The sequence below is a fragment of the Stenotrophomonas sp. NPDC078853 genome (assembly GCF_044901215.1).
Lineage (GTDB): Bacteria > Pseudomonadota > Gammaproteobacteria > Xanthomonadales > Xanthomonadaceae > Stenotrophomonas > Stenotrophomonas lacuserhaii.
Genome location: NZ_JBJDOQ010000024.1, coordinates 43075 through 58436 on the forward strand (window position 1 = coordinate 43075; position 15362 = coordinate 58436).

A 15362-nucleotide genomic window follows, 5' to 3' on the forward strand; every position below is an offset into this window, starting at 1 on the left:
GAGTCGGACATAATCGGGGTCATGGACCGATACGAACGCATCACTGCCCTGCATCGTCTGCTCAAGTCTGCCCGCTATCCGGTCACGGTGGCGACGCTGCAGGACAAGCTTGGCTGTTCCCGTGCCACGGTCTACCGCGACCTGGCCTTCCTGCGGGATGCGCTGATGGCACCGATCGAAGGCGACGGCGAGGCGGGCTTCCGCTACATGGCCGATGAAAGCGACCGCTTCGAGCTGCCCGGGCTGTGGCTGAGTTCGGAGGAACTGCACGCATTGCTGGCCTCCCAGCATCTGCTCGCACGCACCGGTGGTGGGGTGCTGTCCTCGGTGCTGGCCCCGCTGCAGCAGCGCATCGAAGGGCTGTTGGCGGCCCAGGCCGGCGTCTCCAGCTGGCCGGTGGACCGGGTCCGGGTGATTCCGCACCGGGTACGCAAGTTCGACGAAGGCAGCTTCCGCAGCGTGGCGTCGGCGGTGCTGGAACGGCGCCAACTGGCGTTCGAATATCGCGCGCGTTCCACCGACGAGGCCACCCGCCGCACGGTATCCCCCCAGCGCCTGACCCACTACCGCGACAACTGGTACCTGGATGCCTGGGACCACGACCGCGATGCCCTGCGCAGTTTCGCCGTGGACCGCATCAACAAGGCACGGGTGATCGATGCGCCGGCCACCGATGTCGATGACACCGTGCTGGACGCCCAGCTGGGTGCCAGCTATGGCATCTTCTCCGGCGCCCCGAAAGGCTGGGCGACGATCCTGTTCAGCGCCAAGGCCGCCCGATGGGTGGCCGACGAGCACTGGCACGCCAACCAGCAGGGCCGCTACCTGGCCGATGGGCGCTATGAACTGAAGGTGCCCTACAGTGTTTCCCGCGAATTGCTGATGGATGTGCTGCATTACGGTTCCGATGCCGAGATCATCGAACCGGTGATGCTGCGCGAACAGGCCAAGAGCCTGCTCGCCCTGGCCCTCAGCAATTACGAATGACCCTCTCCCCCGAGACCCTCCCATGATGAAGAAGTCCCTGTTGTTGTCCCTGTTCGCTGCCGTGGCCCTGGCCGCCTGTGGCAAATCCGGCGAACCCTCGCAGAAGCTGATCGTGGCCGCCACGGCGGTGCCACACGCGGAGATCCTCGAGGTGGTCAAGCCGATGCTGAAGGAGCAGGGTGTGGACCTGGATGTGCGCGTGTTCAACGACTACGTGCAGCCCAACGACCAGCTGGTGCAGAAGCAGGTGGACGTCAATTACTTCCAGACCGAGCCCTACCTGGACGCGTACAACCGGGATCGCAAGTCCGGGCTGGTGACCGTGGCCGGCGTGCACATCGAGCCCTTCGGTGCGTATTCGCGCAAGGTCAAGTCGCTGGATGAACTGCGCGAAGGCGCCGACGTGGTGATCCCCAACGATCCCAGCAACAACAGCCGCGCGCTGATCCTGCTGCACAACGCCGGGGTCATCCAGCTGCAGGACCCGAAGAACGCCCTGGCCACCCAGCGTGACATCATCGCCAACCCGAAGAACCTGAAGTTCCGCGAGCTGGATTCGGCGATGCTGCCGCGCGTGCTGGACCAGGTCGACCTGGCGCTGATCAACACCAACTACGCGCTGGATGCCGGCCTCAATCCCACCCAGGATGCGCTGGCGATCGAGAGCAAGGATTCGCCGTACGTGAACTTCCTGGTGGCGCGTCCGGACAACAAGGACGACCCGCGCGTGCAGAAGCTGGCCAAGGCGTTGACCAGCCCGCAGGTGAAGGAATTCATCGCGCAGAAGTACAAGGGCGCGGTGCTGCCGGCGTTCTGACCCATCGGTCCGCCGGGCATGGCCCGGCGCTGACAGAACCCCGCATCACCAGGCGAGGGCCGCATTGACGGCCCGTTGCCAGCCCGCATACAGCGCCTCGCGCTGGGCCGCGGACATCGTCGGCTCGAAGCGCCGGTCCACGCCCCACTGGGCCGCGATCTGCGCACGGCTCTCCCAGAAGCCGGTCGCCAGCCCGGCCAGGTAGGCCGCGCCAAGCGCGGTGGTTTCCGCCACCTGCGGGCGCAGCACCGGCACGCCCAGCAGGTCGCTCTGGAACTGCCCCATGAAGTCATTGGCGATCGCCCCGCCGTCGGCGCGCAGTTCCTTCAATTCGATGCCTGCGTCGGCCTGCATGGCGGCCAACACGTCGCGGGTCTGGTAGGCAATGGATTCGACCGCCGCGCGGATGAAGTGTTCTTTGGTGGTGCCGCGGGTGACCCCGAACATCGCGCCGCGCGCGTCGCTGCGCCAGTACGGCGCGCCCAGCCCGACGAAGGCGGGAACCAGGTACACGCCGCCGGTATCGGGCACGCGTTCGGCGTAGGCCTGGCAGTCGCTGGACTTGCCGAACATGCGCAGCCCGTCGCGCAGCCACTGCACCACCGATCCGGCGACGAAGATCGAACCTTCCAGCGCATATTCCACCTGGCCGTCCACATTCCACGCGATGGTGGTCAGCAGGCCGTTGGCTGAATTGACCGCCTGGCGGCCGGTGTTCATCAGCATGAAGCAGCCGGTGCCATAGGTGTTCTTGGCCATGCCCGGTTCGAAACAGGCCTGCCCGAACAGCGCCGCCTGCTGGTCACCGGCGATGCCGGCGATGGGAATCCGTCGATCGAAAAAGAACTGCGGCCGCGTATGGCCGTACACCTCGCTGCTGCTGCGCACGTCCGGCAGCATCGCGCGCGGTATGTCCAGCAGCGCCAGCAGCTCCTCGTCCCAGGCCAGTGTGTGGATGTTGAACAGCAGCGTGCGCGCGGCGTTGGTCATGTCGGTCACGTGCACCGCGCCGCCGGTGAGGTTCCAGATCAGCCAGCTGTCGATGGTTCCGAACAGCAGCTCGCCGCGTTCGGCCCGCGCCTGCGCACCGTCCACATGGTCCAGGATCCAACGGATCTTGGTGGCGGAGAAGTAGGCATCCACCACCAGCCCGGTCCGGCTGCGGATCAGCGCCTCATGGCCGTCGGCCTTCAGCTGCTCACAGATCGCCTGGCTCTGGCGCGACTGCCAGACGATGGCGTTGTGGATCGGCTGGCCGGTCGCCTTGTCCCAGACGACCGTGGTTTCGCGCTGGTTGGTGATGCCGATGGCGGCGATGCGGCGCGGATCGACCTGCTGCTGGTTGAGCAGTTCGGTCAGGGTGGTATAGACGCTGGTCAGGATCTCGCGCGGATCGTGTTCCACCCAGCCGGGCTGCGGGAACAGCTGGGCGAACTCACGTTGCGCGCTGCCCGCGATACGACCATCACGGTCGAACAGGATGGCGCGGGAACTGGTGGTGCCCTGGTCGATGGCAAGGATGAAATCAGGTTCCATGAAGGTGTCCTGGTCGGTTCGTTGGACGCTGCGGCAGCGACGCGCGCGGCAGGGAGTTCATTGTGCGCCGCAGTCGCTCGCAACGACCGTGGAATCTGCCAGCGCACGCTGGCGCGCCGGAAGGAACGGCAGGATGAGCCAGCGGTAGGCGGCCCCGCCGAGCGCGCCGCCGATCAGCGGGCCGACGATGGGGACCCACCAGTAATGGTGTTCGGCCGGCAACGCGGCGCGGTCCCAGCCGGCGAGCCAGGCGAACACGCGCGGACCGAAATCGCGGGCGGGATTGATCGCCCAGCCCTCCAGATAGCCCATCGATGCGCCGATGCAGGCCACCAGCAGGCCGATCATCAGCGCGCCGCCGTTCGCCCCCGGTGCGGCTTCGTTGTAACGCTCGGTGATGGCGAAGATGCCGAACACCAGGAACGCGGTCAGGATGACCTCATTGCGCAGCGCATGCAGCGGCGTGACCGCCAGTCCCGGCGCAGTGAGGAACACCCCGGCCGCGCCCCCTTCAGCGCGGGTCATCCCGTGCAGGTCGTTGTAATGGTCGAGGACCGGGCCATACAGCAGCAGCACGATCGCCGCGCCGACGATACCGCCCAGCACCTGCGCCGCCCAGTACGGCAGCACGCGTGGCCACGGAAAACCGCGATACAGCGCAAGGGCCAGGGTCACCGCCGGATTGGCGTGGGTGCCCGATACCGACGCCGTGGCGTATATCGCAACGGTGACCGCCAGTCCCCAGGTGATGCACAACCCCCAGTAGGCATGCTGGTAGGGACTGGGGTCGTACAGCAGGTACATGGCGGCCGCAGAGCAGCCGATGCTGATGATGATCGCCACCGCGACCGCTTCGGAAATCAGTTCGCCTGCAAGCTGCCGTCGTGACATGCGGTGTTCCTCATCGTGCAATCAGGGAGAGCCCAGGGCACGTCGGCCGGTGGGTGCGTGGGTGTCCAGCCAGCGGGCCAGCCGATGCTGCTGCGCAGCGTCCAGCGCCAGGCCCAGTCGGGTCCGTCGCCACAGCACGTCATCTGCCTGGCGGACCCATTCGCGCGCACACAGGTAGCGCACCTCGGCTTCATACAGATCGGCGCCGAAGTGCGTGCCGAGCGCGTCCATCGAATCGGCCTGGCCGAGGATCAATGCGGCCCGCGCGCCATAGGTGCGGGCCCAGCGCGCCGCGAGCGACGGCGGCAGCCATGGCCATTGCGTTGCCAGCCAGGCCGCGCCCTGCGCTGGCGTACCGCGTTCGGCCCCGGGCAGCAGCGCGCCGGTGGCTGTCCATGCAGGCGCTGCATTGCCGCCAAGGCGCGCCAACAGGTCAACCGCCTCTTCGGCCAAGCGCCGATACGTGGTCAGTTTGCCCCCGAGTACGTTCAGCAGCGGCGCGCCCTCGGCATCCAGCTCCAGCCGGTAATCACGGCTCACCGTGCTGGCCTCCGCGTCCGCGTCATCCAGCAGCGCGCGCACCCCGCTGAACTCCCACACGATGTCGCGCGGGCTGGTCTGCTGGCGGAAACTGCGATTGGCCGCCGCGCAGAGATAGTCACGCTGGGCGTCGTCCACGTGCACAGCGCCGGGATCGCCATCGAAGTCCACGTCGGTCGTGCCGATGAGGGTGTAGCGGTCTTCGAAGGGAATGGCGAACACGATGCGGCCATCGGGTTGCTGCAGCAGGTAGGCATGGTCATGCGGGTACAGCGCCGGCACCACGATGTGGCTGCCCTGTACCAGGCGCAGCGGGACGCTCCGGGTCAGGCTGATGTCGTCGACGAATGCGGGCACCCAGGGGCCGGTGGCGTTGACCAGCATCCGCGTGCGCACGCTGCGCTGGCTGCCATCCGGGTCGCGCAGGTCGACCGACCAGCCATCGGCCTCCCGCCACGCCTGCTCGCAGCGCGTGCGCGTCCATATGCGGGCACCACGCTCGGCGGCATCGATGGCGTTGGCCACCACCAGCCGGGCGTCCGGCGCCTGCGCGTCGCTGTAGGTGAATCCACGGCGCAGGCCATCGTGCAGCGGTGCGCCAAGCGGATGGGTGGACAGCCGCAGTGAACGCGATCTTGGCAGCAGCGACGATCGTCCACCCAGGTGGTCGTAGAGCCACAATCCCAGGCCGATCAGCCACGCGGGCCGAAGGTGGGACTCATGCGGCAGTACGAAGGGCAGCGGCTGCACCAGGTGCGGCGCGATCCGCAGCAGGACCTCGCGCTCTTTCAACGACTTGCGGACCATGCCGAACTGGCGGTGTTCCAGGTAGCGCAGCCCGCCATGGATGAGCTTGGAGCTCGCGCTGGAAGTGTGCGAAGCCAGGTCGTGCTGTTCGCACAGGGCGACCTCCAGCCCGCGTCCCGCCGCGTCGCGGGCGATCCCGGTTCCATTGATCCCACCGCCCACCACCAGCATGTCGAGCATCTGCGGTCGCCCTCCGGCAGGCATCTGCCGTCTCTGGGCCCGAGCCTAGCGCACTGCAGCTGGCGGAAACGTGGCATGCGCACCGTTACGCGTGCGCGGTGAAATGACAACGGGCCCCGAAGGGCCCGCTGCGGTGAAACGATGTTGCCTGCGACGTGCTTAGAAGCGCGCGCCGATACCGAAGCCGACAGTCCACGGATCCAGCTTGGCGTCTGCGCCGGTACCTTCGCCGCCGACCTTCACTTCCGGACGTGCGTGCATGTAGCGCGCATCGGCGCGGGCGAACCAGGTGGAGTTGATGTTCATGTCCACGCCGACGGTGCCGATGGCGCCCTTGGCGGTTTCCAGACCGATGTGCTCGGTGACGCCCGGAGCGGTCAGGTCTTCATTGCTGAAGTTCGACTCGTAGTAACCGACGCCGACGAACGGACGGAACACGTTGTCCGCCTGACCGAAGTGGTACTGGCCGCTCAGTGCGATCGGCTGCTGTTCCACCGTGCCCAGGCGCTCGTTGCCGACGCCGCGCACGCGGTGATTGAACTTGTCGGCTGCGCCCCACAGTTCAACGGCCCAGTTGTCGTTGATGTAGTAGCTCAGGCTCAGGGTCGGTGCCGGGCCGCCGTCGAACTTGCGGATGCCTTCAACCGGATCGTTCTTCGGCTGCAGCAGCGCAACGCCGCCGACCACGGCGAAGTGCTTGCCCGAAGCCGTGTCGGTGCTGCTGTCAGTGGCCGAATAGTCCTGCGCGAAGGCGCTCGGAGCAAACGCGGCGGCGGTCAGCAGGGAAAGGCTCAGGATACGGATGGAGCGCATGGGGGAATCTCCTCGGGGTTCTTGTTATGGGTCCCCTGTCGGGGCGCAGCCAACGTATTCCCGTGAACATGAATCGAGTCCGACGCGCGTTAAAAAATAGTTGGATGCGTTCAGCAAAACGCGGGAAATGCCTACTGCGATGTAGAGTTGCCTCAATGAAAGATGTTCATGCAGATCGTCGGGATGTGACTGGAAACGACATATGCATCGGGTTGCCTGCGCAGCTCGATGCGCAGGCGCGGGTGCTGGTGCTGGGTTCGATGCCGGGGGTGGCGTCCCTGCGCGAGGCCCGTTACTACGCCCATCCACGCAACCGCTTCTGGCCGCTGATGTCGCTGTTGGCGGGGATCGATGCGGGGCTGCCGTACGCAGCGCGGGTGGCTGCGCTGAACGACGCCGGCATCGGCCTTTGGGACGTGATCGGGCGATGCCGCCGGCGGGGCAGCCTGGATGCGGACATCGTGCGTGGCAGCGAGGTGCCCAATCAGCTCGCGGAGGTACTGGCGACGCTGCCGGCACTGCAGCTGGTGGCGTGCAATGGTGCCGCCGCACACCGCGCGTTCCAGCGCTTCATCGTTCCGGGCCTGCAGCGGCCGCTGGACGTTCCGGTTCTGGCGATGCCCTCGACCAGTCCTGCCAATGCGGCCGCCTCGCTGCCGGCCCTGCAGCACGCCTGGCGGGCGGTCGGTGAGTCACTGGCGCGTCTGTAATGAAGGGACAATACGCCACCGACTGGAAGCGGCTGGCGCCATGCCCTCGCAGCGCAAGCGCGCTGCTACAACAGCGTGTCCCGGGACAGTGCGGACTGAAAACGCCATCAACGGTTGGCGAGGGGGCCATGCTGGCCGCACAATAGAGGATTCCCTACACCAGATTGCCGGAGTTATCCCCATGGCCGAAATCAAGGAAGCCCTCGTCCCCGATATCGGTGACTACAGCGATATCCCGGTAATCGAGGTGCTGGTCGCCGTCGGCGACACGGTCAAGAAGGACCAGGGGCTGGTCACGCTGGAAAGCGACAAGGCGACGATGGAAGTGCCGTCGTCGGTCGCAGGCGTGGTCAAGGAGATCAAGGTAAAGGTCGGCGACAACCTGTCTGAAGGCAAGGTCGTGGCGCTGATCGAGGTCGCTGAAGGTGACGCAGCGGCCGCCAAGCCGGCCGCCGCCGCTGCCGCACCTGCGCCGGCCAAGGCTGCCGCTGCGCCGGCGCCGGCCGCCCAGCAGAGCGCCCCGGCCGCTGCCGCCCCGGCGCCCGCCGCTGGTGGTGGCGCGGTGGAAGCGCTGGTCCCGGACATCGGCGATTACTCGGATATCCCGGTCATCGAGATCCTGGTCGCCGTGGGCGACACGGTGAAGAAGGACCAGGGCCTGGTCACGCTGGAAAGCGACAAGGCCACGATGGAAGTACCCTCGTCGGTTGCCGGCGTGGTCAAGGAAATCAAGGTCAAGGTCGGTGACACCCTGTCGCAGGGCAAGGTCGTGGCGATCATCGAAGCCGAAGGCGCGGCCAATGCCGCTCCGGCGCCGACCAAGGCCAATGCCGCGGCCAACGAAGCGGCCGAAACCGCCACCAAGGTCGAGCCGGTCGCCGTGCCGGCACAGCCGGACAAGCTGGCTGCCCGTGAGATCGCCAGCGCCCCGTCCGCAGGGGCGCCGAGCAGCCCGCCGGTGCAGTTCAACGCCGACAGCGTGCTGCCGGCCAAGGTGCCCTATGCGACCCCGGCGGTGCGCGTGTTCGCCCGCGAACTGGGCGTGGACCTGCTGCAGATCAGCGGTACCGAAAAGGGCGGCCGCATCACCAAGGGCGACGTGCAGAAGTTCGTCAAGGCCGCACTCACCGGCGGCGGCGCTGCTGGCACGTCCGCACCGGCTGCTGCCGGCGGTGGCCTGAACCTGCTGCCGTGGCCGAAGGTCGACTTCAGCAAGTTCGGCGAGGTCGAGGTCCAGCCGCTGTCGCGCATCAAGAAGATTTCCGGTGCGAACCTGGCGCGCAACTGGGCCATGATCCCGCACGTCACCCAGTTCGAACAGGCCGACATCACTGAGCTGGAAGCCCTGCGCGTGGCGCTGAACAAGGAAAACGAGAAGGCCGGCATCAAGCTGACCATGCTCGCCTTCCTGGTCAAGGCCAGTGCCGCAGCGCTGAAGAAGTTCCCCGAGTTCAACGCCTCCCTGGATGCCAGCGGAGAGAACCTGACCCTGAAGAAGTACTTCAACATCGGCTTCGCCGCCGACACCCCGAACGGCCTGGTCGTTCCTGTGGTGCGCGATGTCGACAAGAAGGGCGTGGTGCAGATCGCGCAGGAAAGTGGCGAGCTGGCCAAGAAGGCACGTGACGGCAAGCTGGGTCCGGCCGACATGAGCGGTGGCTGCTTCTCGATCAGCTCGCTGGGCGGCATCGGTGGCACCGCGTTCACGCCGATCGTCAACGCGCCGGAAGTGGCGATCCTCGGTGTGTCCAAGTCGTCCATCCAGCCGGTCTGGAATGGCAAGGAGTTCGCGCCGAAGCTGATGCTGCCGCTGTCGCTGAGCTACGACCACCGCGTCATCGACGGTGCACTGGCCGCACGCTTCACCACCTACCTGTCGCAGGTACTGGCGGACATGCGCCGCGTACTGCTCTGATCGAGCCGGCAAGCCCCCTCCGTGTGGCCGCCGCCCTGCGCGTGGCCGCGTGACGAACTGCAGCAGACGCCCGCCGGCCATTCCGCGCGGGCATGAAGGAAACCACCATGGCCACGATTGAAGTCAAGGTTCCCGACATCGGTGATTACAGCGATGTGCCGGTGATTGAAATACTGGTCGCCGTCGGCGACACGGTGAAGAAAGACCAGGGTCTGCTGACCCTGGAATCGGACAAGGCAACGCTGGAAGTGCCGTCCTCGGCCGCCGGCGTGGTCAAGGAGCTGAAGGTCAAGCTCGGCGATACGCTGTCCGAAGGCGCTGTCGTGGTGCTGCTGGAAGCCGAAGGCGAGGGCGCCGCACCGGCCGCGCCGGCCAAGGCGGCCGCACCCTCGGCGGCTGCCGCCCCCAACAGCAAGCCGCCGGTGACCCCGTCGCACCGCGCCCCGGCCGAGCCGGTCGCGCCGAAGCCTGCGCTGTCTTCCGGCAAGGCCGCCGACATCGAATGCGCGATGGTCGTGCTGGGCTCCGGCCCGGGCGGCTACACCGCCGCGTTCCGTGCCGCCGACGTCGGCCTGGATACCGTCATCGTGGAACGCTACGCCAGCCTGGGCGGCGTCTGCCTCAACGTCGGCTGCATTCCGTCCAAGGCGCTGCTGCATGCCGCGGCGGTAATCGATGAAGTCGCCCATGCCGGCGATTTCGGTGTGGAATTCGGTGCGCCGAAGATCACCCTGGACAAGCTGCGCCAGTACAAGGAAAAGGTGGTCGGCCAGCTGACCAAGGGCCTGGCCGGCATGGCCAAGCAGCGCAAGGTGCGCAGCGTGCAGGGCGTGGGCCGCTTCGTGTCGGCCAATGAGCTGGAAATCACCGCTGAAGACGGCAGCACCCAGCTGCTGCGCTTCCAGCAGTGCATCATCGCAGCGGGTTCGCAGGCGGTGAAGTTGCCGAACTTCCCGTGGGACGACCCGCGCGTGATGGACTCCACCGATGCGCTGGAACTGGCCGATGTGCCGGGCTCGCTGCTGGTGGTCGGTGGCGGCATCATCGGCCTGGAGATGGCCACCGTGTATGCCGCACTGGGCAGCAAGGTCACCGTGGTGGAGTTCATGGACCAGCTGATGCCGGGTGCCGACAAGGACCTGGTCAAGCCGTTGGCCGACCGCCTGAAGAAGCAGGGCGTCGAAGTGCACCTGAAGACCAAGGCATCCGGCGTCAGTGCCGACGCCAAGGGCGTCACGGTCACCTTCGAAGCCGCCGCGGAAGGCGAGACGCCCGCGCTGCAGCAGGGCACCTTCGACCGCGTGCTGGTGGCCGTGGGCCGCTCGGCGAACGGTGGCAAGATCGGTGCGGAAAACGCCGGCGTGCAGGTGTCCGATCGCGGCTTCATCCCGGTGGATCGCCAGATGCGCACCAACGTGCCGCACATCTTCGCCATCGGCGACATCGTCGGTAACCCGATGCTGGCGCACAAGGCGACCCATGAAGGCAAGCTGGCTGCCGAAGTGGCTGCCGGGCACAAGAAGGAATGGGTCGCACGGGTGATTCCGTCGGTGGCCTACACCAATCCGGAAATCGCCTGGGTCGGCGTGACCGAAACCGAAGCGAAGGCCAAGGGCCTGAAGGTCGGCGTGGCCAAGTTCCCGTGGGCGGCCAGTGGCCGTGCCATCGGCATCGGCCGTACCGAAGGCTTCACCAAGCTGATCTTCGACGAAGAGACCCATCGCATCATCGGCGGCGCCATCGTTGGCGTGCACGCCGGCGACCTGCTCGCGGAAATCGGCCTGGCCATCGAGATGGGCGCCGAAGCCGAGGATATCGGCCACACCATCCATGCCCATCCGACGCTGAGCGAATCGGTGGCGATGGCATCGGAAATCTACGACGGCACGATCACCGACCTGTACATGCCGAAGAAGAAGTAAGCCGCCAGGCGCCGCGCGGAGCCCGGGTGATGTTTCCCGGCACAAAAAAAACCCCAGGCATGCCTGGGGTTTTTCGTCTGCGCAGTGGGGATCAGAACGACAGGCTGACGCCGGCCACCGGACCCTTGAACTCCTGCTTCAGGCCGATCACGCCGTCGCTGCCCTTCTGGTCGACGTCCAGCTTGAACCAGTCGTAGCCGGCGAAGAGGCCGAAGTTGTCGGTCAGGCGGTACTCGACGATCGCGTTGGCGCGGCTCAGGTCGCCTTCGTAGTCATCGAAGCTGCCCCAGCTGGTGTTGAGGTACTGGCCCTGCAGGTTGATCATCCAGCGATCAGCCGGGTTGAAGGTCAAGCGTGCACCGACCACCGGCGCCACGCCGTTTTCCTTCTCATCCAGGAAGCGGCCGTTGTAGACGTTGCCCAGGTCGGCATAGCCCTTGGCGCTGATCTGCGCCCATTCGGCACCGATCTGCAGGCCGAGGTCGAAGCGGTCGGTGTCCACGACCGAGTAGTCATAGACCAGGGTGGCGACCTGGTACTTCAGCTCAGCCTTGACGAAGCTGCCTTCCGGAACGTTGATCTCGCCGAAGGCGATGCCGTCGTTCAGCGTCTCACGGCGGTCCTTGTCCCACTTGAAGTAATCGAAGATCAGGCGCTGGCGGTCGCTGAAGCGGAACACGCCATCCACGCGCGGCTCCCATTCCTTGCCGCCCATGGTGAAATCTTCATTGAGATTCACGTCCTGGCCGGCAACGGTGGTGCTGCCGCGGATCGTGTTATCGGTATCGATGTTCATCGCACCCAGGCGCAGCGTGAAGCGGTCATCGCCTTCGGCAGCATGCGCGTTGGAGGCAAAGCCGGCGCCGACGGCGGCCAGCGAAAGAGCAAGCAGGGTGGTAACGGGGCGCATCGGCAGGAATCCTTGCAGTGGTTCAACGAAAGTTGCGCCACTATCGCTATCTCCGCGTCCACCATTCGTGAGCGTATTGTGTAGGCGGCGTCTTCACAGGTCGCTATCAAGTGTGACGACCAACGGTCGTCACCCACCGAAGCACGGTCGTCACCCACCGAAGCACGGTCGTCACCCACCATGGCACCGTAGCGCCGAGCCATGCTCGGCGAGCGCAGCGGCAGACAAAAAAAGTCCCGCCGGGCAGCGGCGGGACCCCGTGCAGACCTGCGCAACTGCGCCGACGAGGATGAGAGAGTGCAGGTCGAGGGGTTGGACACACCGCCGCGACGAAAGTTCAATGCTGCATCGCCGCAGGGGCGGGAGCCCCGCTGGGCCTGATTGTCCCGCCCCCGGCCGGAAAAATGCCGGTCATCCCGCAACTTGCATCGATCCGGGATGAACACGCAGCGGTTGTCTCGCAAATTGTCCCATTGCTATAATTTGGCGGCTCGACGAGGCACCACGCTGCTGCCTCATGCCTATCACTCCAAATGTGCGGGACGTCTCTGTGCTGAATTCCGTTGATCCGGGTCGGCGACTGATGCTGCGCGCCGCGGTCTACCCGCTGGCCGCGGTGATTGTCCTGGCCCTTGGCTTCCTGCTGGTGAGTCCGAAACATGCGCTTGGCGCACTGCTTTCCGGGCTCGCGGTTTCGGCCGGTGGCTGGGTGGCGGCACGGATGGCGCTGGGCGGTGGGGTACAGGCAGCTGGCTCGGCAATGGCAAGGCTGATCATCGCCGTCGTTGCCAAGTGGGCCGTGGTATTTGGCGTGTTGATCGCAGGCATCCTGGTGTTCAGGCTGCCGGCGGTGGCACTGCTGGCCGGTATCGCGGTCGGCTTGATGTTCCAGGTCCTGGCTCTGGCCAGGCGTTGATCGAATTTCTTAATAACTAAGGTTCCGGACACATGGCAGGCGAGGCGCTGACACCCACCTCCTATATCCAGCATCACCTGCACAACCTCACCGTTGGGCACGGCAGCCCGTGGGCGCTGCACCTGGATACCATCGCCACGTCGGTCCTGATGGGTCTGGTGATGGTTTTCGCCTTCTGGATGGCGACCCGCAATGCCACGGCCGGCGTGCCGGGCAAGTGGCAGGCCTTCGTGGAGATCTGCCTGGAGTTCGTTGACCGCCAGGCCAAGGACACCTACCACGGCACCAGCAAGCTGGTGACCCCGATCGCGATCACGATCTTCTTCTGGATCCTCCTGATGAACCTCATCAAGATGATCCCGGCCGACTTCATCGCCATCCCGCTGGAAATGCTGGGCGTGCCGTACTGGAAGCCGGTGCCGACCGCCGACGTCAACGCCACCCTCGGCATGTCGATCAGCGTGTTCTTCCTGATGCTGTTCTTCGCGCTTCGCTCGAAGGGCATCGGCGGCTTCACCAAGGAATTCCTGACCGCCCCGTTCGGCAAGTGGATGCTGCCGTTCAACCTGATCCTGAACATCGTGGAGTGGCTGAGCAAGCCGATTTCGCTGGCGATGCGACTGTTCGGCAACATGTTCGGCGGTGAAATCGTGTTCCTGCTGATCTGGGTGCTGGGCGGTGCAGGTATCGCCGGCATCTTCGCAGGCGCGTTCGCCGGCTTCGGCTGGATGCTGTTCCACCTGCTGGTGATCCCGCTGCAGGCTTTCATCTTCATGATGCTGTCCATCGTGTACCTGAGCCTGTCGGAAGACGCTCACTGAGTTTCGCTGCACCCTTCATCCGTTAGTTTCCAAATCCCTTAGCAATCACGTTCCCGGAGAAAACCATGTACTTCGCCGTCCTGACCAATCTCGCCCAGGTCCAGAGCTCCACCGTCCTCGCCGTCGGCATCATGATCGGCCTGGCCGCGCTGGGCGCAGGCCTGGGTCTGGCCATCATGGCTGGTAAGTTCCTGGAATCGGCCGCGCGCCAGCCGGAACTGATCCCGGTTCTGCAGGTCCGCATGTTCATCACCGCCGGCCTGATCGACGCCGCGTTCATCATCTCGGTCGCCGTGGGCCTGCTGTTCGCCTTCGCCAACCCGATGGTCGGCGAGTTCGTCGCCCGCCTGCCGGCAGTGGCTGGCTGATCCAGCCCCAAGTGAAACGACCGGGCGCTTCGGCGCCTGGTTGCGGATGAAGGTTCGGAGGTGCCGCCCGCAAGGCGGCACGTCCACCCCGTCACCACTGACTGAGCGAAAACAATGGATATCGGTTTTACCCTCATCGCCCAGGCCCTGGCCTTTGCTGCCCTGATCTGGATCATCGCGACCAAGATCTGGCCGCCCCTGATGAACGCGATCGAAGAGCGCCAGCAGAAGATCGCTGAAGGTCTCGCCGCTGCCGATCGCAGCCAGAAGGACCTCGCCCAGGCACAGGACAAGGTCAACGAAGCGCTGAAGGAAGCCCGCGGCAAGGCCAATGAAATCATTGACCAGGCCCACGCGCGCGCCAACCAGATCGTTGAAGCCGCCAAGAATGAAGCGATCACCGAAGCCAACCGCCAGAAAGAACTGGCCCAGGCCGAGATTGACCTGGCTGCCAACCGTGCCCGCGAAGAACTGCGCAAGCAGGTTTCCGCGCTGGCCGTAAGCGGCGCAGAGAAGCTGCTCAAGCGCGAAATCGACGCCAACGCCCACAAGGCGCTGCTCGACGAGCTGGCTTCGGAGATCTGACATGAGCCAGGCCCTCACGCTTGCCCGTCCCTACGCCCGCGCCGCTTTTGCGACCGCGCGCGACGAAGGTGCGTTCGCGCCGTGGTCGGACGCGCTTGCGTTCTCCGCCCACGTCGCTGCCGACCCGCGCGTGTCGGCCCTGCTCGCCAACCCGGAGCTGGGTCGCGACGATGCCGTCGCCCTGCTGGCACCGGAACAGCGCAGCGAGACCTTCTCGCGTTTCCTGTCCATCCTGGCCGATGCCCACCGCCTGCCGCTGCTGCCGGAAATCGCTGGCATGTACGACCAGCTGCGTGCCGAAGCCGAACACGTGGTCAAGGCCACCGTGACCTCGGCCAACGAACTGGCCGCCGGGGAACTGGATGCGATCAAGGCTGCCCTGCGCAAGCGCTTCGGCCGCGATGTGGAAGTGTCCACCGCGGTGGATGCCTCGCTGATCGGCGGCGCCGTGATCGACGCCGGTGACGTGGTCATCGACGGTTCGCTGAAGGGCAAGCTTGCCCGCCTGCAGACCGCGCTCGCTAACTGAATTCAATTACCGTCCGGCCTCAACGCCGGCACTAGGACTCGACGATGGCAACCACGCTCAACCCCTCCGAAATCAGCGAACTGATCAAGAACCGCATCGAGAAGGTCAAGCTGGC

15 protein-coding genes are annotated in these 15362 nt (G+C 65.8%); 10 read left to right on the forward strand and 5 right to left on the reverse strand.

All coding sequences use genetic code 11. From position 1 onward, the window contains the following. The first annotated feature begins 21 nt into the window (after positions 1 to 21). Both ACI2JH_RS18400 and ACI2JH_RS18405 read left to right on the forward strand, forming a co-directional pair. Positions 22 to 987 carry a YafY family protein gene (locus ACI2JH_RS18400; RefSeq protein WP_101101229.1) on the forward strand — a complete coding sequence of 322 codons (966 nt, stop codon included), beginning with the start codon at positions 22 to 24 and terminating at the stop codon, positions 985 to 987. A 25-nt stretch (positions 988 to 1012) separates the two neighbouring features. Then, positions 1013 to 1804: a MetQ/NlpA family ABC transporter substrate-binding protein gene (locus tag ACI2JH_RS18405; protein ID WP_101101471.1), complete on the forward strand. Its 792-nt coding sequence runs from the start codon at positions 1013 to 1015 to the stop codon at positions 1802 to 1804. Positions 1805 to 1849: 45 nt separating this feature from the next. Here ACI2JH_RS18405 and glpK read toward each other — a convergent pair whose 3' ends face one another. From glpK to ACI2JH_RS18425, 4 genes are all read right to left on the reverse strand, one after another. Continuing rightward, on the reverse strand, positions 1850 to 3340 hold the full coding sequence (gene glpK, locus ACI2JH_RS18410; RefSeq protein ID WP_404736884.1) for a glycerol kinase GlpK: 1491 nt from the start codon (positions 3338 to 3340) through the stop codon (positions 1850 to 1852). Positions 3341 to 3397: 57 nt separating this feature from the next. Then, entirely contained in the window at positions 3398 to 4231 is an 834-nt protein-coding gene (locus ACI2JH_RS18415; protein WP_349998840.1) for an MIP/aquaporin family protein, read from the reverse strand. Between the two features lie 21 nt (positions 4232 to 4252). Then, complete coding sequence (glpD, locus tag ACI2JH_RS18420; protein WP_319278713.1) at positions 4253 to 5758, reverse strand: glycerol-3-phosphate dehydrogenase; 1506 nt, start codon at positions 5756 to 5758, stop codon at positions 4253 to 4255. 159 nt (positions 5759 to 5917) lie between these two features. Then, the gene (locus tag ACI2JH_RS18425; protein ID WP_101101220.1) at positions 5918 to 6571 is read right to left on the reverse strand and encodes an OmpW family protein; all 654 of its coding nucleotides are present in this window, start codon (positions 6569 to 6571) and stop codon (positions 5918 to 5920) included. A gap of 155 nt (positions 6572 to 6726) precedes the next feature. On the opposite strand from ACI2JH_RS18425, the gene ACI2JH_RS18430 reads away from it, so the two are divergent. From ACI2JH_RS18430 to lpdA, 3 genes are all read left to right on the forward strand, one after another. Further along, the gene (locus ACI2JH_RS18430; RefSeq protein ID WP_404736885.1) at positions 6727 to 7281 is read left to right on the forward strand and encodes a DNA-deoxyinosine glycosylase; all 555 of its coding nucleotides are present in this window, start codon (positions 6727 to 6729) and stop codon (positions 7279 to 7281) included. A 181-nt stretch (positions 7282 to 7462) separates the two neighbouring features. Then, entirely contained in the window at positions 7463 to 9196 is a 1734-nt protein-coding gene (gene aceF, locus ACI2JH_RS18435; RefSeq protein WP_404736886.1) for a dihydrolipoyllysine-residue acetyltransferase, read from the forward strand. A gap of 107 nt (positions 9197 to 9303) precedes the next feature. Then, entirely contained in the window at positions 9304 to 11118 is a 1815-nt protein-coding gene (lpdA, locus tag ACI2JH_RS18440) for a dihydrolipoyl dehydrogenase (RefSeq protein ID WP_404736887.1), read from the forward strand. A 91-nt stretch (positions 11119 to 11209) separates the two neighbouring features. Here lpdA and ACI2JH_RS18445 read toward each other — a convergent pair whose 3' ends face one another. Continuing rightward, positions 11210 to 12028 carry a hypothetical protein gene (locus ACI2JH_RS18445; protein WP_404736888.1) on the reverse strand — a complete coding sequence of 273 codons (819 nt, stop codon included), beginning with the start codon at positions 12026 to 12028 and terminating at the stop codon, positions 11210 to 11212. A gap of 550 nt (positions 12029 to 12578) precedes the next feature. Here ACI2JH_RS18445 and ACI2JH_RS18450 point away from each other — a divergent pair. The 5 genes from ACI2JH_RS18450 (at position 12579) to ACI2JH_RS18470 (ending at position 15247) form a co-directional block, all read left to right on the forward strand. Beyond that, a complete protein-coding gene (locus ACI2JH_RS18450) occupies positions 12579 to 12944 on the forward strand; it encodes a hypothetical protein (RefSeq protein WP_182657364.1) in 366 nt (121 codons plus the stop codon). A gap of 32 nt (positions 12945 to 12976) precedes the next feature. Further along, positions 12977 to 13765 carry a F0F1 ATP synthase subunit A gene (gene atpB, locus ACI2JH_RS18455; RefSeq protein ID WP_101101214.1) on the forward strand — a complete coding sequence of 263 codons (789 nt, stop codon included), beginning with the start codon at positions 12977 to 12979 and terminating at the stop codon, positions 13763 to 13765. A 65-nt stretch (positions 13766 to 13830) separates the two neighbouring features. Next, a complete protein-coding gene (atpE, locus tag ACI2JH_RS18460) occupies positions 13831 to 14133 on the forward strand; it encodes a F0F1 ATP synthase subunit C (RefSeq protein WP_042614569.1) in 303 nt (100 codons plus the stop codon). A 114-nt stretch (positions 14134 to 14247) separates the two neighbouring features. Next, positions 14248 to 14718 carry a F0F1 ATP synthase subunit B gene (locus tag ACI2JH_RS18465; protein ID WP_042614570.1) on the forward strand — a complete coding sequence of 157 codons (471 nt, stop codon included), beginning with the start codon at positions 14248 to 14250 and terminating at the stop codon, positions 14716 to 14718. Between the two features lies 1 nt (position 14719). Next, entirely contained in the window at positions 14720 to 15247 is a 528-nt protein-coding gene (locus ACI2JH_RS18470) for a F0F1 ATP synthase subunit delta (protein ID WP_057508091.1), read from the forward strand. Positions 15248 to 15362 lie beyond the last annotated feature (115 nt).

Coding starts and splice junctions, on each gene's coding strand:
- ACI2JH_RS18400 (WP_101101229.1), top strand. CDS start 22: ATGGACCGATACGAACGCATCACTGCCCTGCATCGTCTGCTCAAGTCT.
- ACI2JH_RS18405 (WP_101101471.1), top strand. CDS start 1,013: ATGAAGAAGTCCCTGTTGTTGTCCCTGTTCGCTGCCGTGGCCCTGGCC.
- glpK (WP_404736884.1), bottom strand. CDS start 3,340: ATGGAACCTGATTTCATCCTTGCCATCGACCAGGGCACCACCAGTTCC.
- ACI2JH_RS18415 (WP_349998840.1), bottom strand. CDS start 4,231: ATGTCACGACGGCAGCTTGCAGGCGAACTGATTTCCGAAGCGGTCGCG.
- glpD (WP_319278713.1), bottom strand. CDS start 5,758: ATGCTCGACATGCTGGTGGTGGGCGGTGGGATCAATGGAACCGGGATC.
- ACI2JH_RS18425 (WP_101101220.1), bottom strand. CDS start 6,571: ATGCGCTCCATCCGTATCCTGAGCCTTTCCCTGCTGACCGCCGCCGCG.
- ACI2JH_RS18430 (WP_404736885.1), top strand. CDS start 6,727: ATGAAAGATGTTCATGCAGATCGTCGGGATGTGACTGGAAACGACATA.
- aceF (WP_404736886.1), top strand. CDS start 7,463: ATGGCCGAAATCAAGGAAGCCCTCGTCCCCGATATCGGTGACTACAGC.
- lpdA (WP_404736887.1), top strand. CDS start 9,304: ATGGCCACGATTGAAGTCAAGGTTCCCGACATCGGTGATTACAGCGAT.
- ACI2JH_RS18445 (WP_404736888.1), bottom strand. CDS start 12,028: ATGCGCCCCGTTACCACCCTGCTTGCTCTTTCGCTGGCCGCCGTCGGC.
- atpB (WP_101101214.1), top strand. CDS start 12,977: ATGGCAGGCGAGGCGCTGACACCCACCTCCTATATCCAGCATCACCTG.
- atpE (WP_042614569.1), top strand. CDS start 13,831: ATGTACTTCGCCGTCCTGACCAATCTCGCCCAGGTCCAGAGCTCCACC.
- ACI2JH_RS18465 (WP_042614570.1), top strand. CDS start 14,248: ATGGATATCGGTTTTACCCTCATCGCCCAGGCCCTGGCCTTTGCTGCC.
- ACI2JH_RS18470 (WP_057508091.1), top strand. CDS start 14,720: ATGAGCCAGGCCCTCACGCTTGCCCGTCCCTACGCCCGCGCCGCTTTT.